We start from the raw sequence: 23,039 nt of genomic DNA, 5'->3' as shown, positions 1-23,039 counted from the left end.
CAATACTGAACTTATTAACTGGTTAATTCCTCAAGCTGAGTATATGATTCTTCACGTATTAGCCTAATACGAGCTATACGTTTGTGATCCAACTCTTCTACTGCAAATAAGAAGTCTTTATATTGGAAGCTAGCCCCTTGTCTTGGAGGCAATACAGGTAATCGAGAATATAACCAACCACCAATTGTGTCATATCCTTCAGAATCCAAATCTAAGTCAAAAATATGATTGATAGAATCAATCAGCATTAAACCATCCACAGAATATGCATTTCCTGTCTGTTCAACGCTTGGTCGCTCCTCATCAAACTCATCTTGAATTTCACCAACAATTTGCTCCACAATATCTTCTAAGGTCACCATGCCTGATGTACCACCATATTCATCAATTAAAATTGCGATTTGCGACTTGGTACGTTGTAATCTCTTCATTAGTGTACTAATCGGAATCGATTCAGGCACTGCCATGATTGGACGCAAAAACTCCATATACTGCTGCTCGTTGCTTTTGATGAGATCTTTTATATGAAAAAATCCAATAATATGATCTTTATCCTCATCACATACGGGATAACGTGTTCTAGTTCCTTCGAGCGCTACATTTAAGTTTTCCTCTAACGTATCCTGAATATATAAGCATTGCATTTCTGTTCGAGGAATCATAATTTCTTTGGCTGTTGTATCTGCAAATTCAAATATGTTATCAACCAAAGACATTTCAGTGCTGTCGAGTAATCCACGTTCGCTGCTCTCCTTCATCATAATTCGAATCTCATCCTCGGTGTGAAGCTGAGTTTGCCCTGAAGAAGGCGTAACACCTACAATTTTAAGTACTGTCGTAGATATTTTTTGTAATAGCCAAACAAGTGGATACATTAGCCTGAAAAACAATTTCATCGGTCTAGCAAACCACATTACAATGCTTTCAGCCTTTAAAATGGCTACAGTTTTGGGGGCAAGTTCACCAAATACGATATGCATCATAGCAATAAATAGAAATGCGATTGTTAGTGAGATTACTGACATTATTCCGCCCTGAAGCCCAAACATTTTGAATATCGGATACAGTAGTGACGTAATAATGGGCTCACTCAGCCAACCTAAGCCTAAGGAGCATAATGTAATACCTACTTGACATGCAGATAAATATTGCTCAAGCCGCCCAAGCATACCTTTTACAATGATGGCTCGCTGTTTTCCCTCTTCTGCCAACGCATTTATACGATGGTGACGTACTTTGACAATGGCATACTCAATGGAAACAAAAAAACCATTTAGTAAAATAAGTAATACCATAAAACCTAAAAGCATCATACTCGGTAAAGGGTCATCGTTCAATACAGTCCCTAATTCCTTATCCAGAAATTAGGAGCACCTCCTTTATGTAATCAATTTTATTGATTTGATACTATTATACACTACATAGTCAAACTGCTCAGTATGCAGTTAATTTTAAACTCATATCTAACCTCAAATGATGAACAAACAAGAAGTTAAGCATCATATCTGTGAATTTCTCTTAGATTGTCCTGATAACTTCTCACGATGCGATCAAAACCTTCAAATCTTTTGCCTCTGAAGGTTAGTTTTCCAGTATCGCCTTCTGTATGTTGTCCAAATACTGATCCACTCACCTTAAATTCTAAACGTTCGCCACCTTCTACTTCAAACGTCAGATAATAAGTACTATCTGAACGGTTGACAGATGTATCTGAATCAAAATAATGAGATACTTCGGTTCTTTTTGCGATAATTGTAGACCTAACAATAAGTAAAGGTTGCTTGCTATCAGAGTAATATCGTCTAATGCTGCTCGAGGCTAAGATAACGATGATGCCTAAAATAACAACAATAAATATAGGAAAAGCCAAATTCATGACCCCGAACATTTCACCCCATGTCTGCATCTCTTCTCCTCCTCTTTGCAAGTGTACCAATCACTGATGTATATGCACGCCTGCTTGTCCGCAATGCACAAAATTATGATGATCCTAACCGATTTATGACAAAATAAATAGCCTTTGAGCACTTCATTGTATGAAGGGCCAAAGGCTATTGAACAACCATATATAATTTTAGGTTAAGCATAGTAGAATTGCAGCAATTGTTGTGTTTCATTTACGTTATCGGCTTGATTATCAAGTAATCCTTGTCTAGTCCAGCATTCCATACAAGCATCCTCTGTTGTGCACAAATGAGCATCTTCACAAGTATAGCAAAATTGAAGTAAGTTGCGAGTAACTACAGTTTCATGGTTGTTATTTTTCATTATAATCACTCCTAAATTAATTTATAGAGCCAAGCTCTTAATGTGATTTTTTTCACTTATTCCTTACAAGTTAAATATATCACAAACTTTAAGTAATACATGTGATAAATTTCACAATTATGCGAACATTTAAACGGTGGATTTGGGCGTGCTGTTTAGAGCACGCTCCAATTGGCTCCACCGTCGGTAGTTTGAAGCAATAAAGAACGTTTTTGATCACTTTTAGCCACAAGCAACCAACCTACTTTAGATGTGAAAAATTGTAGTTTTACGACTTCTGGATAGTCTTTCATAATCTTTTTTAATGTTGAGCTTTCAGGTAGGGTTGTCCATTTATTACCTTGATCCGTCGTATGATAGATCGTAGCATTATGAATACTCCATCCCTCATTCTCATTTAAAAACACAGGGCTTAACCCTTCATTCACTCCAGTTTGCCAAGGTAAATCAAAGCTAACAAAGTTCCAGCTTCTTCCGGCATCCTTTGTAAAATACCCGTTATATTTTGTCTTATCTCCACGAACACAACCTACTGAAATCCAGACATTAGGACTTTGCTTCGTAAAGGCAGAAATAACTCCGATTTTAAATTGATCTTGTGACTCATATTTAGAGCGATCAAAGAAATTGTCTTGTACCTTCCAATCGATACCACCATCATTCGTAATATATAATTTTGGCTCACCATTTTCTATAACAGTAGCATAACCTCGCTCACCATTACTAAAATCCATAGAAATAAAGCTAGCTTCTTTAGGAAGTACAAAGTCTCGTTTTGTTTCATTAGGTAAAGTATCATTTTTCATATTAACGACCCAAGTTGCGCCACCATCTTCAGTTTCAAATAATACTTTTGATTCCTTCTCAGACCCTTGGTCAGCCGTTGTCATAATCCAGCCGTGCTTTGGATTAATAAAATGAATAGCAGCAATTTCTAATGAATTAGCTATTGAAGATAACTTCCAGGTTAAACCGCCATTTATTGTTCTTAAAATTACGATTTGATCGGAGCCAACGGATCTTCGTACTATCCAGCCATGATCGGGATCAGTAAAAAATATTTCTTGACCGTATTTTGGATTGCTTGGAAATTGTATGGCAGATGAAGGTGAAATATTAGTCCAGGTTACACCATTATCCTTCGTGGAATACAACCTAAGTTCACCTCTTGTTGTTCCCCATGCCAAACCCGTAGAAGCACTTAATAGCTGAAAATCAGTTAATCTAGTCTGAATCTGATACTTAGGGCCATCAGAATTGGTATCCTCTGCAGAAATATTACTTGGTGATGGCTCTAAGTTAGTTACGGTAATTGTTTGACCTTCCTCTGCTGGCTCCTGTTTTTGTTCAGGAGCATTAGCTTCTGGCTTGGATGAACTGCAGCCTACTATTACAAGTTGAAATATAATGAATAATGCAATATATTTACGCCATGGCTTCAACAGCATAAACCTCACTTCCTATACTTGATGCAGATTCAAAATGAATTTGAATCTAAATCTCGTCTTATATCATTTATAAACGTTTGTCTTTAGCAAAATTGACTGACAAATGATGCTCAGGCTTATACACTGCAAATGAATACCCTTTTTTCTGCGCATATTCGATGATCTGTGGCAACACTTTGACCGTTTGCTCACGCTCATGCATTAAAATGACTTCTGTATTAAGCGTTAAATGTTTTTTCACTACCTGTACAATTTTATCAGGGTTACGTGGATATCTCCAATCATTAGAATCAAGAGTCCAATCCCACATTTTAAAGCCTGCTTTTACAATATCGTCTCTAAACTTTTTGTTTATATTTGGCGCACTACCATAAGGTGGGCGAATAAGAATAGGCTTAGTTCCGATAATATCCTCTACAAGTCCTTGTTCTTTTTTAAATTCATTAATAAAGTTAGCTGAGCTTCCACTTTTGTATAATTTTTTAGCATTATGACTCATACTATGAAGACCTACATAATGTCCAGCAGCGGCAGTGTTCTTTAAGGCTTGCTCATTGCCTTTAAGATTAGAACCAATTGCAAAAAAAGTTGCATGTACACCGTATTTGTCTAAGATTTTAAGAATTGTGTCTGTATGCTCATTAGGTCCATCGTCAAAGGTAAGATAAACTGTTTTAGGTCCTTTTTTGTCCTTATCCGTGATTGGTTTTGTATTTGAGTTGTTGGTATTTGTATTTTCACTATTTTGCGATCCATTGTTAATTCCGTTTGTTGCTTCATTGTTATTAGGGTTATTTTCCTTCCCATTCTCAGACTCAATGTCTTTATTTTTTTCTTTGTCAGAGTCTTTATCCTTCTCTTTATCATCTACAGTTGGTGTTTTACTAGCCTCGTTTGGATCATTTGGGCTACTATTTGGATCAACTTCCTTTGTTGGAGACTCGTTAGGAGCAGTTAATTTAGGTGTTACTACTGTAGCTTCCTGCTTTACCGTATCATTATTTCCTAACATTCTAATTGCTAAAAAAACTACAAAAACTAGTGCTATAGCTGAAAGGGACAACCCTAGTATTTTCACTACTTTTTTCTTTTTTTTATTTTGTGCATTTAGTTTATCCAACGCTTTTTTTGTCTCTACTCTACTTATGTACGACATTTGATTCTCACCAAAATCCTCTCCGTTTTTTATCTATTACTAGAATAATACAAAATATGATGATCGTCCTTACAGAAAAGTTACATCTCTGGTTACAATGTCATCATAATACCAATATTTCTACAAAAAGTCGTTGGTAAAATGTCGCATTTTGAGTAGTTCCACTAGACAAATTGCCTCTTTTTTCGAGAAAATCTACTTTTCTTTTACATTATACTAGATTATATATTTGTACTCTAATTTCTCTGTTTTGTTTCGATAATTGGTAAGATTTACTTTAAAATTTTAATGATTAATGTACAATAAGAGTGAGATCATAATATAAAAGTTAAAAAACTTTAAATCTTTTTATTAACCAGATTAATTATTAAGGAGATGAAATGAATGACAACTGAATTACGCTCCAGCAGGGTAGTGATTATTGGAACAGGTGCAGTCGGAACCACAACAGCGTATACCTTATTTTTAAGGGAGCGTGTTTCTGAATTAGTGCTTATTGATGCCAACAAGGAGAAAGCACTTGGCGAAGCACTGGACATGAATCATGGATTGCCTTTTACAGGTGGGGTCAAGTTATGGGCTGGGGATTATAGTGATTGTGCCCAAGCGGATATTATTATTATTGCTGCTGGTGCTTCTCAACGTCCAGGCGAAACCAGAATTGATTTATTGAAAAGAAATGCTGACATTTTTGATCAAATTATTAAAAACATTGTGAAATACAATAATCATGGCATTATTTTGGTCGCTACCAATCCAGTTGATATTTTATCTTATGTTTCCTTAAAGAAAAGTGGCTTCCCCTCCAATCGAGTTATCGGTTCAGGTACATTATTAGACAGTGCCCGCTTCCGTTATTTAATTGGTCAAAGCAAAGGTATTAATCCACGTAGCATCCACGCCCATATTATTGGTGAGCATGGTGATTCAGAGCTTCCTCTGTGGAGCTTAGCAAATGTGGCAGGGATTGGTTTGGAATTTACTGAAGAAGAGCAAAAGGAAATTTTTAATAACACAAAAAATGCGGCCTATGAAATTATCAATGCAAAAGGCGCTACATTTTATGCGATTGCCTTAGCACTGGATCGAATTGTTGTCTCCATTTTGCAAGATGAGGGCTCAGTATTAAATGTATCGACTTTACTGACAAATTATAACGGAGTTTCAGATGTTTATCTTGGTGTCCCAAGTATTGTTGATCGTAATGGGGTCCGTAAAGTGCTTGACCTTGAGCTTAACAATGAGGAATTAGCCCAATTCCAACAGTCTGCTGAAAAGTTAAAGATTGCGATTGCTGAATTGTCCTTGTAACAATCCCTCTGCCTTTTGCTTTTCGTTAGTTATATGTAGTCCTTGATGGGTTCTTATTTCCCATTTAGGACTTTTAAACATGTAAATGCGCGATATGAACTTGAATGAGAGATGTAGCATAGCAAATTTTGTTCTTCTATTGTGAAATTTTCATGTAATGTTTTATTATAAATAGCTGGATTGACAGTTGTTCATTAACGTACTACTCTGAATATAGAACGCTTTTTAGCTTTGGAGGTGTTTTATTATGAATCATGTAAATGAACCTGCGGTACTTATTGAACGTTGTTCCTCTCCTCGTGGAGAAATTCAGCTTCAACGACGTGGTGAATATTACGAAGTGATTAGTAATGGGACTTTCTTAATGGCTACATATAATGGGGAGTCCGAACGTTTGCTAGTAAAGGCTGCACTTGATCGGTGTCATTCACCAGAATATGTGTTGATTGGCGGCTTAGGCGTAGGATTCTCGCTACAAGAAGTGTTAAAGGATCATCGAATAAAGCAAGTTACGGTGATTGAAATTGATGAAAACGTCATTAAATGGAATTCCTCATGGCTTGCTAAATCCAATCATAATGCAACTAGTGATGCTAGATGTCATCTTATTCAGGCTGATATGATTACCTGGATGAAGGAAACAACGATGAAGTTTGATTTGATTTGTTTAGATATCGATAATGGCCCAGACTGGGTAGTATACGAGGAGAACGGTTCCCTCTACAATCAAGCGGGATTACAGACAATCCAATCTCGATTGCGTCCTGGTGGATGCATAACCTTTTGGAGTGCTACCGCATGCCCTCAGTTTGTACAGCTGCTCCATTCATTTTTTGGAGAAGATGCTGTTGCAGTTAAAGAAGTAACACAACAGCGTGGTGAGCCTGACTATATTTTTATTGTGAAACCATCGTAAAAAGGAGGGTTAACTAAGTATGAGCATTCAGAAGATTGCTGATCGAAAAAAAGTAGATAAGCATGTATTAGATATGCCATGGTTTGTTCAGCAATTTATTGATTATAAGCTCCCTGACCTCTCCCCGTCTACACTACTGGAATATATTCGTGATTATGAGCAATTTTTTAACTGGTTACGTGCTGAAGGTTTATCCCACGCATCTGCAAATACAGAGGTGACCTTAACTGAGCTCGAAGTTTTGCGGATGGAAAGTATCGTTGCTTATCGATTACATCTGGCTACCCGTTTGGAGGGTACAAATTCTAAAATTACGATTTCCCGTAAAATGTCTTCACTCCGCTCATTATTTCATTACTTGAGTCAAATTGCGGAGGATGATGACTTTTATCCTTTGTTAAAACGTAATATTATGGCCAAGGTTGAAATAAAACGTACACACAAGCCTAAAGATACCGCTGCTAAATTAAGGGGTAAAATACTAGAGGAAGATGAGCTTCTTGAATTTATAGGTTATATTGCAGAAGGCTATGAAGCAGATATCGAAAATAATAAACAAGCCTTATATGCATACCAGTTAAATAGAGAACGTGATGCCTGTATCGCAAGTCTTATACTTAATTCGGGGCTTCGCGTATCAGAGGTTGTGAATTTGAATCTGGATGACCTTGATCTTGACAATAAGCTAATCTATGTATTTCGCAAGGGTAATAATGATGAAACGTTTAAAACACCCGTTTATTTTCGGGAGCAATCTAAGGATGATTTAGCACAATATTTAAAGCTAAGAACGACAAGATACAAAACACCTAAAAAGGAAAAGGCATTATTTGTCGCGATTCCAAATGGTAAGCACGAGGGTAATCGAATGAGCAAGCGTGCGATTCAGGCTATGATTATTAAGTATGCCAAACGCTTTGGTAAGCCATATCTCACCGTTCACAAATTGCGCCATTCCTTTGCAACCGACTACTATTTACAAAATGATATTTACAAAACAAAAGAACAGCTTGGTCACGCTTCTACAGAAACAACTGAAATTTATGCTCATCTTACTGATAAAACGATGTCTGAAGCGATTGAACGACGTGGAGAATAAAAATTTAAAATATCATCCCTAAGCTAACTAACTGCTAAAATGGGCTTCCTGTCTGCAATCTACTCTTATTGTGATTACAGCAGGAAGCCCATCTTATTTTTTGTTTACTATTTGATGTTACATTGCAGGAATTGTTGAAACAATGCCTCCACTCGATCTGAAATTTGTAAAATCTGTGCTTTATTGAGGTTATCATAATGGATTCCCATCACAACGCTTACGGTGCATTGGAGTTGATTAGCTGCACGTTCGGCGATACTTTCAGTTAACGTATGTTCTTTATGATGTGGAATAGCTATAGTCTCAACCTTAGGCTGCCCATCATGCCAATATGCAGTTGAGGTCGCACCAATATGTGCTTCGCCCCCAGTTATGAGCAGCAACACATCAGAGCCCGCTTCAATTACTTCTAGCTTAATATCTTGAAAAGTCATCATGACCACATTGCCCCCTATAATAGCTCTCCTTAAATAATTCCACGAATTTCATCTAACGAATTAATTTTTTCAGCTTGCATCCATGTTTCAAGATCCTGAAGTAATTGTGTGCCAGCGTGTAAATTCATAAAATTGTATGTGCCAACTTGTATGACCTCTGCACCTGCCATTATAAATTCAATAATATCACTTGCACTTGTAATTCCGCCCATCCCCATCACTGGTATAGTAACAGCCCTACAAACTTGATGTACCATTCTAAGTGCAATTGGCTTAATCGCAGGCCCTGACAATCCTGCATACGTATTATCAAACACACTACGACGCTGCTTGATATCAATCTTCATGGCAGAAAACGTATTAACTAGGGACACGCCATCTGCACCTTCCTCCTGACACATGACAGCCATACCAACTATGTCTTCCGCATTTGGAGATAGCTTAATAACTAATGGGAGTGATGTAGTTTGGCGAATTTTACGTACAACCTCTCTAGCTACTTCCGTTTGGATCCCATACGCCATTCCACCTGCTTTAACGTTTGGACACGATATATTTAATTCGATCATATCAACAGCTTGTTTATTAGAAGCAATCCGTTGTAGGTTATCCTCGTGAATTAATCTTGCACCCTCCACATAGTCTTCAATCGTATTCCCGCCAAGATTGGCAATCCGAACAAGATCAAGACTTTCCCATTCGGGACATTCATCTTGGAGAAAACGTTCAACACCAGGATTTTCTAATCCTACACTATTTAGCATTCCGGAAGGTGTCTCATATACTCTAATCCCTTCATTACCTGGTTTAGCATTTAACGTTAAGCCTTTACCAGATATGCCTCCAAGCTTATTAATATCATACAACTTGCCATATTCCTGGCCAAAACCAAACGTACCTGAAGCCATAATAATCGGATTTTTAAATTGAATTCCAGCGATGTTACAGGACAAGTCAATCATGCTAAGATTACCTCCTCTGCACGAAACACCGGACCATCTGTACATGCCTTTTTACGCTTGTCGACACACTTAACGCTGCAAACAAGACATGCGCCTATCCCACAGGCCATCCGATTTTCTAGAGAAACATACACATCTGCATTACTTTTAGTATGTAGCTGCTTTTGCTGAACAGCTCTAAGCATGGGATGAGGGCCACAGGAGAAAATATAGTCATATTCATGGAAATCGACCTGATCTAGTATAATGCCTCCGATATTAACTTCAACCTTACCCGTTGTTGCTTCTTGAAACTCCTGTATCATATACCCTTCCTTACTATAACCAAGGTAAACATCTGCATGAGGAATACTTCTAAGGGCATGATAAAAAGGCGCAATGCCAATTCCGCCTCCAATAAATGCAACTTTAGCTTGTTCATGCACCTCAGGAAAACCATTACCAAATGGTCCATCCAATGAGATTGGATCACCTGGCTTTAGTTTAGAAAAGAGGCTTGTCCCTTCTCCTACAGCTAAATATAAAAATTCAATATAATTTTCATCAAGATCAAAAATACTCAAAGGCCTAGACAATACAGGATAGTTATCCCAAGCTCTTAGCATATAAAACTGCCCCATCTTACCTGAAAACTGACCTGATACTCTCATACGGAACACACTAGGTGCTACTTCTAAGTTTGTGATAACCTCTGCCATGTTCTCTCCCCTTCCTATCGCAACCAAACACTGCATATTAAGATGCAATTTTTCTCTCATTAAGTCTGTGATATTAATCACATTATAGCACATTGAATCTAATAAAGCGTATAAATTCACAATGTTAACAAAATTATAAAAAACAAAAAAAAGGGCATAACATTAAGACATCACTCAAAGGAGATTATTTCAATGCGTATATGTAAGACTTCTATTTTGCTTGCGTTGTGCATATTCATTACGAGCCCTATAAGTGTATATGCTACTAGCAATTGTAATCATTTAGTTCAGACAGCTAACCCCATTGTTAATATTGAAAATCAACAGAAGGATATTCCTGTTTCAAGCCGCCCTTTAAAATTAAAGGATCTAAGAAAAAAATATCCAGATACATTTAAATTTCAAGGTCCTCATGTTCAGCAAATTGCCTTAACCTTTGATGATGTTCCTGACTCTAGGTTTACCCCGAAGGTTCTCGACCAATTAAAACGACAAGGGGTTAAAGCTACTTTTTTTATCGTAGGTCATCGTGCTCAAAAACATCCAGATTTAGTCCGTAGAATTCATGCAGAAGGTCATATCATCGGTAACCATTCTTATACTCATCCTCAGTTTAAACGACGCACAGTCAAGCAATTCGAAGTTGAAATTAAAAAAACAGAAAAGATTATTGAAAATATTATTGGTTACCGTCCTAAGCTGATCCGTCCTCCTTATGGTGAAATTAATGAAGCTCAATTAAAGTGGGCTCAAAAAAATGGTTATTGCGTCGTAAATTGGAATGTGGATTCATTAGATTGGAAAGGTCTGAATAAGCAACAGGTAAAGAAAAATATAATGAAGGGAATTTCTCCAGGTGCAATCGTGTTACAACATGCAGGTGGTGGAACTAGCTCTACTTTAGATGGTACAGTACAAGCAATACCTGAAATTGTGCAAGCGATTAAAAAGCGTGGTTATAAATTTGTTACCTTACCAGAGCTATTGCATACCTCAAAAGCAGTAATAAAAAAACAGCCTCCTAACTAAAGTAGGAAACTGTTTGTTGAATTATTAGTCTAAAATATAAAGCTTAACATCTTGAAATCCAAATGTGCTTACACTTGCTTGACTACCGGGAATAAAAATGTCAATACGATTACCTTTAATTGCGCTTCCTTGATCTGTAGCTGTGGCAACAAACGCCTTTTTAGGTAAACCAGGATGGCTATGACCAGTCACTAGCACCTTTGTTCCCATCGGAATCACCTTAGGATCCACTGCAATAGTTCCTAGCTTTAACGGGCTACCAAAGTAGTCAACAGCACCCCACTTGCCATTTTCACTTGCCGCAGCAGAATATGCTGTTGCTCTCATATCAATGGTGCTTGAATAATTAAATGTTTTGCCCCAAGCCTCAACTACCTTCTCGTTCGCAAAAACATTTAAGGATGGCTCAGGTGTGCCAGTGTTTGAATTTAAAATTTCAATATCCTTATTTGAAGATTGTGTTACTTTACCATCTGGAATCGTGATAGAGAGTCCTGCGTAGATATTGTTTGCTTCAATTGTTGGATTGCTATTCATCAGCTTGTCCACATTCACGTTATACTTCTGTGATAGCAAATAATAAGTATCTCCTTCTACCGTTGTATGTACAGTATCTGCATATACAGGTGCACTTTGTAGCAACAAGCTCACTGCGACTGAGGCAACAATTGGCTTCAGACTTTTAATTAAAAGTTTAGGTTTTAACATGATGTCCTCCTTTTGTTTTGCCTGTTTTAATATATCACAGTTTTGTAACTATTTGCAGATGAAATTGTTTCCATTCTGTAATATTTAACTTAATCTTTGAGGTGATCCTATGTTGCTTGAAGCCTTTTATCATGTTCCACGAGACAAGTGGGCCTATGCCTATAATGAAAATACGATACATTTACGAGTCAGAACAAAGCATCTAGATGTTGAAAAAGTAAATGTGTTATGTGGAGATAAATATGATTGGGCTGGAACGTTTGCAGAAATTTCGCTAGAAAAAATTGCACACGATGTCATGTTTGATTATTGGGAAACCGCTGTTACACCAAAATATAAGCGTTTATCCTACTACTTTAGTTTAAGTGCAGGTTCGGAAACTGTCTTTTTATTGGATACAGGCATTCAGCATGAAACTCCAAATCCCCCGGAGCAATGTTTTGAATTTTCATATATTCATGAAATTGATGTATTTAAAGTTCCTGAATGGGCAAAAAAAGCAATTTTTTATCAAATTATGCCTGATCGCTTTGCAAATGGAGATCCCTCGAATGATCCAGCCAACGTTGTAAGCTGGAATTCTAAGCCCGATAGACATAATTTTATGGGAGGAGATTTGCAGGGGGTAATTGAGCATTTAGATTACTTAGTTGACCTCGGGATCAACGCCATCTACTTTACCCCTCTGTTTTTGTCTCATTCCAATCATAAATACGACACGATCGATTATAAGCAGGTTGATCCCCATTTCGGGAATAATGAATTACTTAAAGTACTTGTAAAAGCGTGCCACGACCGTAACATTGCAGTTATTTTAGATGCGGTATTTAATCATTGTAGTGAAAAATTCCCTCCCTTTCAGGATGTATTAAAGTATGGGGAACAATCGAAATACAAGGATTGGTTTCATATACGTGAATATCCAGCCCAGATTAAGGACGGACGTCCAACGTATGATACTTTTGGATTTTTTGGATATATGCCTAAATTTAATACTGCCAATGAAGAGGTACGGCAATACTTATTAGATATTGCACAATACTGGATTAAAGAGGCTAAAATTGATGGGTGGCGACTGGATGTTGCTAATGAGGTAGACCATCATTTTTGGCGACACTTTAGGCATGTGGTGAAGCAAGCAAATTCTGAAGCTTACATTATTGGTGAGGTGTGGAGTGATTCATTAAATTGGCTTCTTGGCGATCAATTTGATTCTGTCATGAATTATCCCTTTGCAAATAAAGTACTGCAATTTTTTAATGGAGGAATGGATGGCTATCGATTTGCTTGTGAAATGGGCGGTTTAATTATGCGCTATCCGCAACAAACCAATGAGGTAATTTTTAATATGCTGTGTAGCCACGACACACCACGTTTATTAACAAGTGTAGGTGGTGATAAGCGTAAGCTGAAGTTATGTGTAGTCTTTTTGTTTACTTACATTGGAACACCTTGTATTTTTTATGGAGATGAAATTGGGTTAACAGGAGAAAGCGATCCAGACTGCCGCAAGGGCATGATCTGGGGTACAGATCAACAGGATCATGAGCTTTATGACTTTTATAAATTAATGATTAAACTTCGTAAAAAGCATGATGCTTTAAGGCATGGACGTTTTTCCTTTTTAAAAGCAGAATCAGGAGACCCTTGTATCATCTATGAACGGATTGATGAAACCTTTCATTTTACAGTATGGATCAATAATACCGACCAGACGGTTACATTAAGTCATCCTATGCTCACTAATGACTGGCGTGACGCGCTTAGTGAAGATCTGCTTCACAGTGAACCAAATCAGCTCAATGTAACATTAGAACCGTATGGTTACCGTATTTTATATCGTAAGCTGTAGAGAAAAAGCATTCTCTACAGCTTTATTTATTTTGAACTTGGTGATGTTGAATAGCAGCATTGTAGACATCAATATACGCTTGCGCTGACTTAGACCAGCTATGATCTTCACTTAATGCACGCTGAACAAGATGGTTCCACTTTTCTTTGTTATGTCGATACATGCTGACCCCTCGCCGTAACGTGTACAACATATCGTGAGCATTATAATTTTTAAATGTGAATCCATTTCCACGTTCTTCATACTCCTGATAGCTATGAACGGTATCGTTTAATCCCCCCGTTTCACGTACAACAGGAATGCTGCCATAACGTAACGCAAGCAATTGACTAATACCGCAAGGCTCAAATCTAGATGGCATCAGAAAGAGATCACTACTAGCATATACTCGATGAGATAAGCCCTCATCAAATCGCATAATGGCAGCCATTTGTCCTGGAAAACGATGGGCGGCTTCACTAAACCAGTGCTCATAGTGATGATCACCAGTTCCAAGTATTACAAATTGAACACCATCCTGAATTAGCCATTCATCCAATACACGTGTAACTAAATCTAGTCCCTTTGGCTCAACTAGTCTTGTAACCATCCCTATAAGTGGGACATCCCCTTCTACGTGCAAACCAACCTCTTGCTGAAATTTCGTCTTATTTTGGGACCGTTTTTGAAGACTTCTTTGATATTTTACTGCAATAAGCTCATCATGGTTTGGATCATACACCGCTGTATCAATTCCATTCACAATCCCTGTTAATCTACTATCTATGGATTGTAATACACCTTCTAAGCCATAACCATAAAAAGCAGTTTTAATCTCATTGGCATACGTAGGACTGACTGTGGTAACATGATCCGAATACTTAAGTCCTGCCTTCATAAAGCTAATATTTCCTTGAAATTCAATTCGTTCTGGATGGACATAATGTGCTGGTAAGCCAAGGACATCACCTAGCATTTCAGAGGGATATATGCCTTGATATAATAAATTGTGAATCGTAAACACAGTGGCAATGCCCTCATAGCTCTCGCGAACTTGATATTGCTCTTGCAGCAATAAAGGGACCATAGCTGTATGCCAATCATGGCAATGTAATACATCAGGATAAAATTCTATCAAGGGCAAAAGCTCTAAAATTGCTTTATTTAAAAATGAAAAACGCTCTCCATCATCATGATAGCCATACACTTCATCGCGACCAAAATAATATTCATTATCTATAAAATAAAAGGACACGCCCTCTAGCTCTAAAGCCTCTACCCCTGCATATTGTTTTCTCCATCCTAAACTAACCTCGGTATGACCAATATGTTTCATTTGAGCTTTATAATGAGCTGGTATTTTTGCATATTTAGGCATAATGACTTTTACATTATGTCCCTTCTCACTTAACACCTTAGGTAAGGCGCCAATAACATCTGCCAGCCCCCCTGTTTTTATAAATGGTGTTGCCTCTGCGGCTGCAAATAAAATTTTCACCCTTTGCCCCTCCTCGACTTTTCCACATTTCTTTTCCAAATCGTAATACTTAGCGCAGGAATGTCCATCACGATACTTTGTTTTTGCTCATGCCAAGCGACGATCTCCGATTTTAGTTGGTTAGCTATAGTGTTGCCCTTTCCACCAAAATTTACATCATCACTGTTAAAAACAAGCTCATATTGGCCTTGCATTGTGACGCCTACTCGATAATTTAATCGTTCAACTGGTAAAAAATTGATGACAACTAATACTTTATCTCTTTCCCTTTTGCCTTTACGCATATAACAAATGACACTTTGTGTTTCATCATGGGGATTAATCCACTGGTAACCGTCAAAGCTATGATCCACTTCCCACAATGCACGCTCCGCTAAATAAAATTGATTAAGTGCTTGGTTATACAGAGCCATTTTGTTATGCATTTCATATTGCTCCTGCAAAAACCAGTCTAGTTCGCCATCCTCTCTCCACTCAATAAATTGGCCAAATTCAGCACCCATAAATAACAACTTTTTACCAGGAAACGTCATTAAATAGCCAAGCAACACGCGCAGGCCAGCAAACTTTTGTTCATACTCCCCAGGCATTTTGTTCAGTAATGATTTTTTGCCATGTACCACCTCATCATGTGAAAAAGGCAATATATAATTAGCAGAATACGCGTAACAAATAGGAAAAGTTAGTAGCTGGTGCTGTAATGCTCTTGCTTCAAAAGGTGTTTCAATATATTTGAGCGTATCGTTCATCCATCCCATATTCCATTTATAGTGAAAGCCTAGACCACCTTTGGCTACAGGAGCGGTTACTCCCTCCCAAGCACTTGATTCCTCAGCAATCATCATGGCATGAGGACAATGTGAGCGCACAGCTTCATTTAATTTTTGTAAAAAAGCGATCGCTTCTTTATTTTCCAATCCCCCATCCTCATTAGGCTCAAATTCGTCACTTTTCTTCTCAAAATCAAGTCGTAGCATACTAGTTACTGCGTCAACGCGTAGCCCATCAAAATGATAATAGCTAAGCCAATAGAGCGCATTTGAAATTAAAAAGGATATTACCTCAGGCTTACTAAAATCAAAGCTTAAAGTGCCCCAACCCGGCTTCTCTGCCTTTAAAGGATCTCCATATTCATACAAGGGTGTACCATCAAATTGTCTAAGGCCATGCTCATCCTTCGTGAAATGACTTGGAACCCAATCCAAAATAACACCTATGTCATGATTGTGACATTGATCCACAAAATACATTAAATCCTTAGGTGTACCATATCGACTTGTTGGTGCATAATAACCGGTTGTTTGATAACCCCAAGATCCATCGTAGGGATGCTCTGTTAGTGGCATTAGCTCAATATGGGTATAACCCATCTTTTTAATATAAGGAATAAGCTTCTTTGCTAATTGTCTATAGCTGTAAAGTTCCCCTGCACTTGTCTGCTTCCATGTTCCAGCATGTAATTCATATACATGAAGTGGTTTTTCGTAAGGAATGCGCACCTTTCTTCGCCAAGCCTGATCCTGCCAACGATATCCTGCAAGCTCATAAACAATTGACGCTGTTGCAGGTCTTACCTCTGCATAAAAAGAAAATGGATCTGCTTTCAGGCTCCGCTTACCATCCGCACCAATGATATCGTATTTGTAAAAAATACCTTCGGTGATCCCAGGGAAAAAGCGACTCCAAATTCCTGAATCGGGTATCTTATATAATACATCGTTATCCCCGGACCAATGATTAAAGTCTGCGGCAAGACCTACCTGCTTTGCATGTGGTGCCCATACTGTAAACCTGACACCGGACTCACCATTTTCAACACTGAAATGAGCGCCAAAGCTGCGGTAGCAAATGTATAACGTGCCTTGATGGAACAACTTGATATCACTTGCTGATATGATTTTAGCTTTATGTTTACTTGACATAAGATCACCTATTTTAAAATAATGTCTGCTTTCACCTGCACGCAGCGATGGAATAAAGGTTAAACGTATAGAAATTACAGGATTGAAAAAGTATATGTAATATTTTCTGAGAATTTCCATATTTTTAATTTCAACGGTATTTATATCTAAGTTTATGTATGTAGCACACATGATAAACATACGGGAGGAATCAAGCATGAGTAAAAAAAATTGCATCGCCATGTTACTAGCTGGAGGAGAAGGTAGACGCTTATCACCACTCACCTCAAAACAAGCTAAACCAGCGGTCCCCTTTGGTGGGCATTATCGGATTATTGATTTCCCCCTCAGTAATTGCGTGAACTCAGGTATCGATACGATTGGCGTACTTACCCAATACGAAGCTGAATCTCTACATCATCATATCGGCGAAGGGAGCGCGTGGAAGCTCCCACGGTGTGATAACAACGGCATTACATTACTCCCCTCTTATAAAACAAAGGGAAAAGAGTACGCAGGTACGGCAGATGCCATTTTCAAAAACATCGCTTATATTGATCAACACGAACCCGAACAAGTACTCATTTTATCAGGCGACCATATTTACCATATGGACTATCAAGCTATGTTAGAGTTTCACCTTAGTCACAATGCTTCAGCTACGATTTCCGTTATGCTTGTGCCATGGGAGGAAGCACATCGTTTTGGAATCATGTCTACAGACAGTAGCGCCAGAATTACGGAGTTTACAGAAAAACCGCAGCTTCCCAAAAGTAATTTAGCTTCGATGGGTATTTATTTATTTGATTGGCAATTTTTAAAAAGTCATTTGTTGCTAGACGCTGAAGATGTATTTTCAAGTCATGATTTTGGTAAAGACATTATCCCTAAAATGTTGGCAAGTGATGCGCCACTCCATGCTTATGAATTTAATGGGTACTGGCGTGATGTAGGTACAATTAACAGCCTATGGGAAGCCCATATGGATTTGCTGGATGAATCACTTCCATGGCATCTTCATAATGAGCGATGGCCTATGTTTACAAAGGAACATGATTATGGTGAATTTAACAGACTCAAGCTTCCCTTAAATGCAATGGATCATTCGATGATTCACCATCGGTGTTATATGGATGGTCAGGTTCAACGATCTGTGATCTTTGGGGGTACACAGGTTGGAAGGAACTCAAAAATTAATGAAAGTGTAATTATGCCAAATGTTACAATTGGAAAACACGTCACGATTGAGCATGCCATCATCGGTGAAGGTGCTGTCATTAAGGACGGTACAATTATTACTGGGAATCCCAATGACATTACAGTGATTGGTCCTAACGAACTGATATCCCCTAAAATGGTTTTACGTCCACAGCCTTCCCGAATCCTTCAGGATGTATACGATCAAACAGCCCGTCTTCGTGCAGGAGGATTATCGTCGTAATAAATTACAATTGAAAAAAAGAACTGGATTAAGAGTCCTTTCTCTCATCCAGTTCTTGTTGTTCTGTTAAATTATTTTGCTCAGCTAACAAGCGTTCCGACTCACTTTCACCCTCTAACAGGGGTAATGTTACAGAAACTGTCGTACCAACACCTAGCTCACTAGCAATGTTCATTGTCCCATGATGCAAATCAATGATTTGTTGCGTAATCGCAAGCCCAAGACCAGTACCTCCGCCTTGATGATTCACTTGGAAAAAGCGATCTTTAACCTTCTTAAGATGCTCTTCACTAATACCAAGTCCACTATCTCTAACCTCAACTAGCACTTCACTCTCATTTCGAATACTCATCACGATATCGATCCAGCTATTTTCATTAGAAAATTTCACAGCATTATCTACAATGTTCAGAAATACCTGCTTTAAGCGATTGCCGTCGCCAATAGCAAGCACAGGCTTCTCTGACTGATTGTCCAGCTTAAGCTGAATTTGCTTTTTCTCTGCTTTTGCCCACACATTTAGCATCGTTTCCTGCAAGAGCTCTTTCATATTGACTTCACCAACGACTAGCTTCATTTCATTTTGCTGTAGCTTAGAGAAATCTAATATTTCTTCAACTAGGCCAATGAGACGATCGGTTTCCTTTGCAATGATCCCCATCCCTATTTTCGTTTCCTCAGGATCAAAGCCTCCAGAGGTCAAGGTTTCACTCCAGCCTTTAATCCCAGTTAGAGGTGTACGAAGCTCATGAGAAATTGATGAAATAAAATCATCTTTAATTTGATTACTACGGACAATCTCTTCAGCCATATAATTTAATGTTGTGGCTAGCTCACCTAATTCATACTTATAATCGCCTTTGATTCTCGTATCAAACTTACCTCTCGCCATTTCAGCAGAGACGGCCCTAATATTATTGATTGGCTTCACGATAGAGTTCGCTAAACCAACGCTAAACAAAGTAACCAAGGCTAACACTGCACCACAAATCCCAATAGAAATGAAGGTTAAATTCAATAAACGCTTATTAACGAGTTCCAAGGAGGTAACGTACCTAATGATATAACGATCCTCACCCTTTAGCCTTAGTGGTGTTGAAACTGCCATAACTAGCTCACCAGTACCCGATTGTCTTCCAATCCACTTACTTCCAAGATTACCTGACAAAGCACCTGTTACATCGCTCGTTTGAATTGGCTTGTCACTTTGGAACTGAGTACTGCTCGCTCTCACTTCGCCTTTACGGTTAAGTATAGTTAGCTCCGTATTTGGAATAGCGAGAAAACGCAACATTTCAGTAAAATAATTAGGATCATTTTCAGCGTAAGCTTTAAAGTAATTTTCATAATCATTCGCTAATCTTGAAGAAGGATTGGAGATATGATCATAAATAGTATCGTAATAATAAGCTCGAATGGATACGGTAAAAATTCCCCCCACTAAAAACAAGGTCACAAATACAACAATGACATAGTGGAGAACAATTTGCCGACCAATCCCCTTTTTGATCATTGATCTTCGCCCTTCCATTTATAGCCATGTCCCCATACAGTTTGTAGGAAGGCGGGTTCAGATGGGTTGTCCTCAATTTTTTGACGCAAGCGACGGATGTTTACATCTACAATTTTAGGATCGCCCATATATTCTTTCCCCCACACATGATCTAGTAATAGATCACGACTGAGTGGTGTATTTTCTTTTTCAAGGAAAAACTGAATAAGCGAAAATTCCGTTGGTGTTAGCTCTACGGGCTGTCCATTTTTCTTAAATTGCTTGGAAATCAAATCTAACGTGAACGGTCCAGAACTAAATGATACTTTCGCATTACTTTCACGATATACATTTACTCTACGTAGCAGTGATTGAATACGAGCAATTAATTCTGTCGGGCTAAACGGCTTGCTGATATGATCATCTGCACCTACCGATAATGCGTAAACCTTATCTTGCTCCTGTACCTTCGCAGTTAAAAATATAATGCCTAATCGTTCGTTGGTTTCGCGTATACGGCGACATACTTCAAAACCATCGATGCCTGGAACCATCACGTCCAGTAATGCAATATCGATGTCAGGTACCCGTTGCAATTGATTCAAAGCATCATGCCCATCCCCTGCTTCTAATACTTCGAAACCGTTTCGCTTTAAATTGATCACAATAAAACTACGAATCGACTCTTCATCTTCTAATATTAATACTTTGCTCAAGTATACCGCCCTCTTTCTCCCACTTTTTTAACGCTTAATTTCTTTTTCGCTTTTATCGAATTTCAAGTCAGTATGGCTGCGAAAACCGATCATTTTATCTTTATCACTATCAAGTAGCTCCCATTCATCCTTGTTTTGCTCCCATTCTGAGCGAGAGAAGAATCGAATTTCAGCTAATGTTTCACTATTGTCAATCCGTATAAAACGAATATAACGATTTTTATCAGAATTTTTAGTATCAATTGTAACGTTCCCGTACCATTCTGTAGGGAAATTAAAATAGAAACGTCCTGCGGAATCCATATATTGCTGCATTACAAATTTTAATCCTTTTTCATCATCCCACTGGTAATAAGAATACAACCAAGGAATTTCATCATATGAAATGTATTCCCAGCCTTTTGGCATTTCCGGTCTTCCTATTTCCAATATCCCATCATCGTTGACATCACCACTTAAAATAGGAACGGCTTTGTACGTATAATCCTGGTTCACCAAATCAACGAGCTTCCCATCACGCATAATAATGATATGAGAATAGGCGTCTTTGGCTCCTAATCCTGCATCAAGAATAATGCCACGTGTTTTAGGTGTTACATTGCCATGAACAATATTGTAGTACTCTTGAATGTGATCATCGAGTTGAATATGGTCTAACTCTTGAAATAAATTGTTGTTATATTGATACGTAGTAATAATCGCATATTGCTGCTTACGTAACGTTACAATCGTTAAATCTGCTTTACCATCGTGATTAAGATCATCAATCATATAATAATTGTAAGGCAGTGAGACTAGTGTTTCTACCTTGCTACCTGTATACGAATAGACCGTTAATCCCTTTTGGGCCTCATTATTTTCACCAGAGTAACCGACGATAATATTAATGTGACCATTGCCTGTCATATCCTTAAGCTCAAAAGATTCAAGTATTTGCCCCTCAATGTCAAATTTCGTTTGTACTTTCCATTGATCATTAATATTACTTAATATTAAACCATGGAGACGTACAACCTCCTCAGGCGTTTCATAAAAGACTATCGCTTCCTTAACTCCATCCTGATTAAGATCCGCAACTCGAATCGAGCTTACATCATTAGAGTTACGCGGCCTGACAATCGTGGCGCCCTTCATTTCACTTCTGATCTCATTGTTTATAACACTCAGCAAAGTAGATTTATCTGAAGACAATGAAGGTTCACGCATCAACAGCTTAGGGTCTGTTATGATGCTGCAGCCACTAAGCAAGATGAGTAGGAAGCTGAGCCACATCAGATTGATGCCTTTTTTTACTCTTATTTTATTTCTCATAACAAGTGAACCGACCTCTTCTCCTCTGCAGTTAGTCTACGACCTGCTACATCAAATGTAATTGTGCCATCTGCAATGCCAATAAGGCGGTGACAATACCGCTGTGCTAAATCTATGGGTAATGCAGTTACAATAATTTTATTTTGCTCCTCACATAGCTTTTTTAATGTAAGTATAACCTTTTCAGCCGTTTTGGGATCTAGTCCAAGTACGGGTTCATCCGCTGCCATAAATGTAGCACCATGGACAAGCGCCCTGCAAATGGCTACACGTTGCAACTCTCCACCACTTAGGACACCTGCCTTGAGGTGTGCTTTATCAAGCAAACCAAATTTCTCAAGCTCATCCATCGCACCCATATAATCATTAGAACGAATCATACCTGTTAATCGTCTTAGCCATGATGTTTGTCCTGCTTGTCCGATAAGTACATTTTTAAGCGCAGTTTTATCTTTATTTAATGAAGGATTTTGCTCTAGGTATGCCGCTTGGGAGCGATATTTTCGCGAGGCTTTCCCCCCACCAGAAATTACTTTTTTATCATCCCACTGTAAATCTCCAGCATCCCATTTTAGTTGTAAGGCAATGGAGCGCAAAAATGTACTTTTCCCACTCCCACTTGCTCCAATTAGCCCTACAAATTCACCTTGCTCAAATTGTGTTGTAATATCATTAAGGATCGTTTTTTTATTTTGCTCATGTTCATCATAAACAGATTGCTTCAAATGAGTTACTTTTATCATTTCCGTATTATCTCCTTTTCGCCTCTCCAGCTCCAGCTTACCAATCATTAAGTCAAATACGTAGGCTCATTTCA

The 23,039-nt window shown here is 38.2% G+C and carries 21 protein-coding genes; 6 read left to right on the top strand and 15 right to left on the bottom strand.

The annotated features are described in order from the left end of the window. Nucleotides 1-14: 14 nt before the first annotated feature. The 5 genes from ABE099_RS06300 to ABE099_RS06280 all read right to left on the bottom strand — a co-directional run bounded on the left by ABE099_RS06300 (nt 15) and on the right by ABE099_RS06280 (nt 4,872). Nucleotides 15-1,313 (bottom strand): hemolysin family protein, encoded by a 1,299-nt coding sequence (locus ABE099_RS06300; RefSeq protein WP_430028450.1) that lies wholly within the window; start codon nt 1,311-1,313, stop codon nt 15-17. 179 nt (nt 1,314-1,492) lie between these two features. Then, the gene (locus ABE099_RS06295; RefSeq protein ID WP_430028448.1) at nt 1,493-1,906 is read right to left on the bottom strand and encodes a DUF2500 domain-containing protein; all 414 of its coding nucleotides are present in this window, start codon (nt 1,904-1,906) and stop codon (nt 1,493-1,495) included. A gap of 173 nt (nt 1,907-2,079) precedes the next feature. Further along, entirely contained in the window at nt 2,080-2,268 is a 189-nt protein-coding gene (locus tag ABE099_RS06290) for a hypothetical protein (RefSeq protein WP_430028446.1), read from the bottom strand. A gap of 155 nt (nt 2,269-2,423) precedes the next feature. Then, entirely contained in the window at nt 2,424-3,716 is a 1,293-nt protein-coding gene (locus ABE099_RS06285) for a WD40/YVTN/BNR-like repeat-containing protein (protein WP_430028444.1), read from the bottom strand. A gap of 67 nt (nt 3,717-3,783) precedes the next feature. Beyond that, nucleotides 3,784-4,872: a polysaccharide deacetylase family protein gene (locus tag ABE099_RS06280; RefSeq protein WP_430028442.1), complete on the bottom strand. Its 1,089-nt coding sequence runs from the start codon at nt 4,870-4,872 to the stop codon at nt 3,784-3,786. A gap of 384 nt (nt 4,873-5,256) precedes the next feature. Here ABE099_RS06280 and ABE099_RS06275 point away from each other — a divergent pair, with 384 nt between their 5' ends. The 3 genes from ABE099_RS06275 (at nt 5,257) to xerS (ending at nt 8,198) form a co-directional block, all read left to right on the top strand. Then, the gene (locus ABE099_RS06275) at nt 5,257-6,183 is read left to right on the top strand and encodes an L-lactate dehydrogenase (RefSeq protein WP_430028440.1); all 927 of its coding nucleotides are present in this window, start codon (nt 5,257-5,259) and stop codon (nt 6,181-6,183) included. Between the two features lie 247 nt (nt 6,184-6,430). Continuing rightward, the gene (locus ABE099_RS06270; protein ID WP_430028438.1) at nt 6,431-7,099 is read left to right on the top strand and encodes a spermine/spermidine synthase; all 669 of its coding nucleotides are present in this window, start codon (nt 6,431-6,433) and stop codon (nt 7,097-7,099) included. Nucleotides 7,100-7,118: 19 nt separating this feature from the next. Further along, the gene (xerS, locus tag ABE099_RS06265) at nt 7,119-8,198 is read left to right on the top strand and encodes a tyrosine recombinase XerS (RefSeq protein WP_430028436.1); all 1,080 of its coding nucleotides are present in this window, start codon (nt 7,119-7,121) and stop codon (nt 8,196-8,198) included. A 107-nt stretch (nt 8,199-8,305) separates the two neighbouring features. Here xerS and ABE099_RS06260 read toward each other — a convergent pair whose 3' ends face one another. The 3 genes from ABE099_RS06260 to ABE099_RS06250 are packed head-to-tail and all read right to left on the bottom strand — an operon-like array spanning nt 8,306 to nt 10,295. Beyond that, complete coding sequence (locus tag ABE099_RS06260) at nt 8,306-8,635, bottom strand: hypothetical protein (RefSeq protein ID WP_430028434.1); 330 nt, start codon at nt 8,633-8,635, stop codon at nt 8,306-8,308. A gap of 29 nt (nt 8,636-8,664) precedes the next feature. Further along, a complete protein-coding gene (locus ABE099_RS06255) occupies nt 8,665-9,597 on the bottom strand; it encodes a dihydroorotate dehydrogenase (RefSeq protein WP_430028432.1) in 933 nt (310 codons plus the stop codon). After that, on the bottom strand, nt 9,594-10,295 hold the full coding sequence (locus ABE099_RS06250) for a dihydroorotate dehydrogenase electron transfer subunit (RefSeq protein WP_430028429.1): 702 nt from the start codon (nt 10,293-10,295) through the stop codon (nt 9,594-9,596). The genes ABE099_RS06255 and ABE099_RS06250 overlap by 4 nt, the downstream gene beginning before the upstream one ends. A gap of 192 nt (nt 10,296-10,487) precedes the next feature. Between ABE099_RS06250 and ABE099_RS06245 the strand changes: the two genes are divergently transcribed. After that, a complete protein-coding gene (locus tag ABE099_RS06245) occupies nt 10,488-11,324 on the top strand; it encodes a polysaccharide deacetylase family protein (RefSeq protein ID WP_430028427.1) in 837 nt (278 codons plus the stop codon). Between the two features lie 24 nt (nt 11,325-11,348). Here the strand turns inward: ABE099_RS06245 and ABE099_RS06240 are convergent, their stop codons facing one another. Further along, complete coding sequence (locus ABE099_RS06240) at nt 11,349-12,032, bottom strand: 3D domain-containing protein (RefSeq protein WP_430028425.1); 684 nt, start codon at nt 12,030-12,032, stop codon at nt 11,349-11,351. A 109-nt stretch (nt 12,033-12,141) separates the two neighbouring features. Here ABE099_RS06240 and ABE099_RS06235 point away from each other — a divergent pair, with 109 nt between their 5' ends. Continuing rightward, nucleotides 12,142-13,884, top strand: a complete 1,743-nt coding sequence (locus tag ABE099_RS06235) for an alpha-glycosidase (RefSeq protein WP_430028423.1) — start codon at nt 12,142-12,144, stop codon at nt 13,882-13,884. 22 nt (nt 13,885-13,906) lie between these two features. On the opposite strand, the gene glgA is transcribed toward ABE099_RS06235, so the two are convergent. Next, entirely contained in the window at nt 13,907-15,361 is a 1,455-nt protein-coding gene (gene glgA / locus ABE099_RS06230; protein WP_430028421.1) for a glycogen synthase GlgA, read from the bottom strand. Beyond that, the gene (gene glgB / locus ABE099_RS06225) at nt 15,358-17,283 is read right to left on the bottom strand and encodes a 1,4-alpha-glucan branching protein GlgB (RefSeq protein WP_430028419.1); all 1,926 of its coding nucleotides are present in this window, start codon (nt 17,281-17,283) and stop codon (nt 15,358-15,360) included. The genes glgA and glgB overlap by 4 nt, the downstream gene beginning before the upstream one ends. Nucleotides 17,284-17,479: 196 nt before the next feature. Here glgB and ABE099_RS06220 point away from each other — a divergent pair, with 196 nt between their 5' ends. Continuing rightward, the gene (locus ABE099_RS06220; RefSeq protein WP_430028417.1) at nt 17,480-18,703 is read left to right on the top strand and encodes a glucose-1-phosphate adenylyltransferase; all 1,224 of its coding nucleotides are present in this window, start codon (nt 17,480-17,482) and stop codon (nt 18,701-18,703) included. A gap of 28 nt (nt 18,704-18,731) precedes the next feature. Here the strand turns inward: ABE099_RS06220 and ABE099_RS06215 are convergent, their stop codons facing one another. Genes ABE099_RS06215 through ABE099_RS06200 form a run of 4 tightly spaced genes read right to left on the bottom strand, consistent with a single transcriptional unit; the run spans nt 18,732 to nt 22,965 of the window. Continuing rightward, nucleotides 18,732-20,216 carry a sensor histidine kinase gene (locus tag ABE099_RS06215; RefSeq protein WP_430028415.1) on the bottom strand — a complete coding sequence of 495 codons (1,485 nt, stop codon included), beginning with the start codon at nt 20,214-20,216 and terminating at the stop codon, nt 18,732-18,734. Continuing rightward, complete coding sequence (locus tag ABE099_RS06210) at nt 20,213-20,911, bottom strand: response regulator transcription factor (protein ID WP_210087603.1); 699 nt, start codon at nt 20,909-20,911, stop codon at nt 20,213-20,215. The genes ABE099_RS06215 and ABE099_RS06210 overlap by 4 nt, the downstream gene beginning before the upstream one ends. Nucleotides 20,912-20,938: 27 nt before the next feature. Further along, nucleotides 20,939-22,222: a hypothetical protein gene (locus ABE099_RS06205; RefSeq protein WP_430028412.1), complete on the bottom strand. Its 1,284-nt coding sequence runs from the start codon at nt 22,220-22,222 to the stop codon at nt 20,939-20,941. Next, nucleotides 22,219-22,965 (bottom strand): phosphonate ABC transporter ATP-binding protein, encoded by a 747-nt coding sequence (locus tag ABE099_RS06200; protein WP_430028410.1) that lies wholly within the window; start codon nt 22,963-22,965, stop codon nt 22,219-22,221. The genes ABE099_RS06205 and ABE099_RS06200 overlap by 4 nt, the downstream gene beginning before the upstream one ends. Nucleotides 22,966-23,039 lie beyond the last annotated feature (74 nt).

The organism is Paenibacillus turicensis (assembly GCF_050461185.1).
Taxonomy (GTDB): Bacteria; Bacillota; Bacilli; order Paenibacillales; family Paenibacillaceae; genus Fontibacillus; species Fontibacillus turicensis_A.
The sequence above is the reverse complement of the archived record's forward strand: the minus strand, read 5'-3'. Positions and strand labels throughout refer to the sequence as shown.

Coding starts and splice junctions, on each gene's coding strand:
- ABE099_RS06285 (WP_430028444.1), bottom strand. CDS start 3,716: ATGCTGTTGAAGCCATGGCGTAAATATATTGCATTATTCATTATATTT.
- ABE099_RS06220 (WP_430028417.1), top strand. CDS start 17,480: ATGAGTAAAAAAAATTGCATCGCCATGTTACTAGCTGGAGGAGAAGGT.
- ABE099_RS06295 (WP_430028448.1), bottom strand. CDS start 1,906: ATGCAGACATGGGGTGAAATGTTCGGGGTCATGAATTTGGCTTTTCCT.
- ABE099_RS06255 (WP_430028432.1), bottom strand. CDS start 9,597: ATGATTGACTTGTCCTGTAACATCGCTGGAATTCAATTTAAAAATCCG.
- ABE099_RS06245 (WP_430028427.1), top strand. CDS start 10,488: ATGCGTATATGTAAGACTTCTATTTTGCTTGCGTTGTGCATATTCATT.
- ABE099_RS06235 (WP_430028423.1), top strand. CDS start 12,142: ATGTTGCTTGAAGCCTTTTATCATGTTCCACGAGACAAGTGGGCCTAT.
- ABE099_RS06270 (WP_430028438.1), top strand. CDS start 6,431: ATGAATCATGTAAATGAACCTGCGGTACTTATTGAACGTTGTTCCTCT.
- xerS (WP_430028436.1), top strand. CDS start 7,119: ATGAGCATTCAGAAGATTGCTGATCGAAAAAAAGTAGATAAGCATGTA.
- ABE099_RS06290 (WP_430028446.1), bottom strand. CDS start 2,268: ATGAAAAATAACAACCATGAAACTGTAGTTACTCGCAACTTACTTCAA.
- ABE099_RS06205 (WP_430028412.1), bottom strand. CDS start 22,222: ATGAGAAATAAAATAAGAGTAAAAAAAGGCATCAATCTGATGTGGCTC.
- ABE099_RS06250 (WP_430028429.1), bottom strand. CDS start 10,295: ATGGCAGAGGTTATCACAAACTTAGAAGTAGCACCTAGTGTGTTCCGT.
- ABE099_RS06200 (WP_430028410.1), bottom strand. CDS start 22,965: ATGATAAAAGTAACTCATTTGAAGCAATCTGTTTATGATGAACATGAG.
- ABE099_RS06215 (WP_430028415.1), bottom strand. CDS start 20,216: ATGATCAAAAAGGGGATTGGTCGGCAAATTGTTCTCCACTATGTCATT.
- glgB (WP_430028419.1), bottom strand. CDS start 17,283: ATGTCAAGTAAACATAAAGCTAAAATCATATCAGCAAGTGATATCAAG.
- ABE099_RS06240 (WP_430028425.1), bottom strand. CDS start 12,032: ATGTTAAAACCTAAACTTTTAATTAAAAGTCTGAAGCCAATTGTTGCC.
- ABE099_RS06300 (WP_430028450.1), bottom strand. CDS start 1,313: ATGATGCTTTTAGGTTTTATGGTATTACTTATTTTACTAAATGGTTTT.
- ABE099_RS06275 (WP_430028440.1), top strand. CDS start 5,257: ATGACAACTGAATTACGCTCCAGCAGGGTAGTGATTATTGGAACAGGT.
- ABE099_RS06280 (WP_430028442.1), bottom strand. CDS start 4,872: ATGTCGTACATAAGTAGAGTAGAGACAAAAAAAGCGTTGGATAAACTA.
- ABE099_RS06260 (WP_430028434.1), bottom strand. CDS start 8,635: ATGATGACTTTTCAAGATATTAAGCTAGAAGTAATTGAAGCGGGCTCT.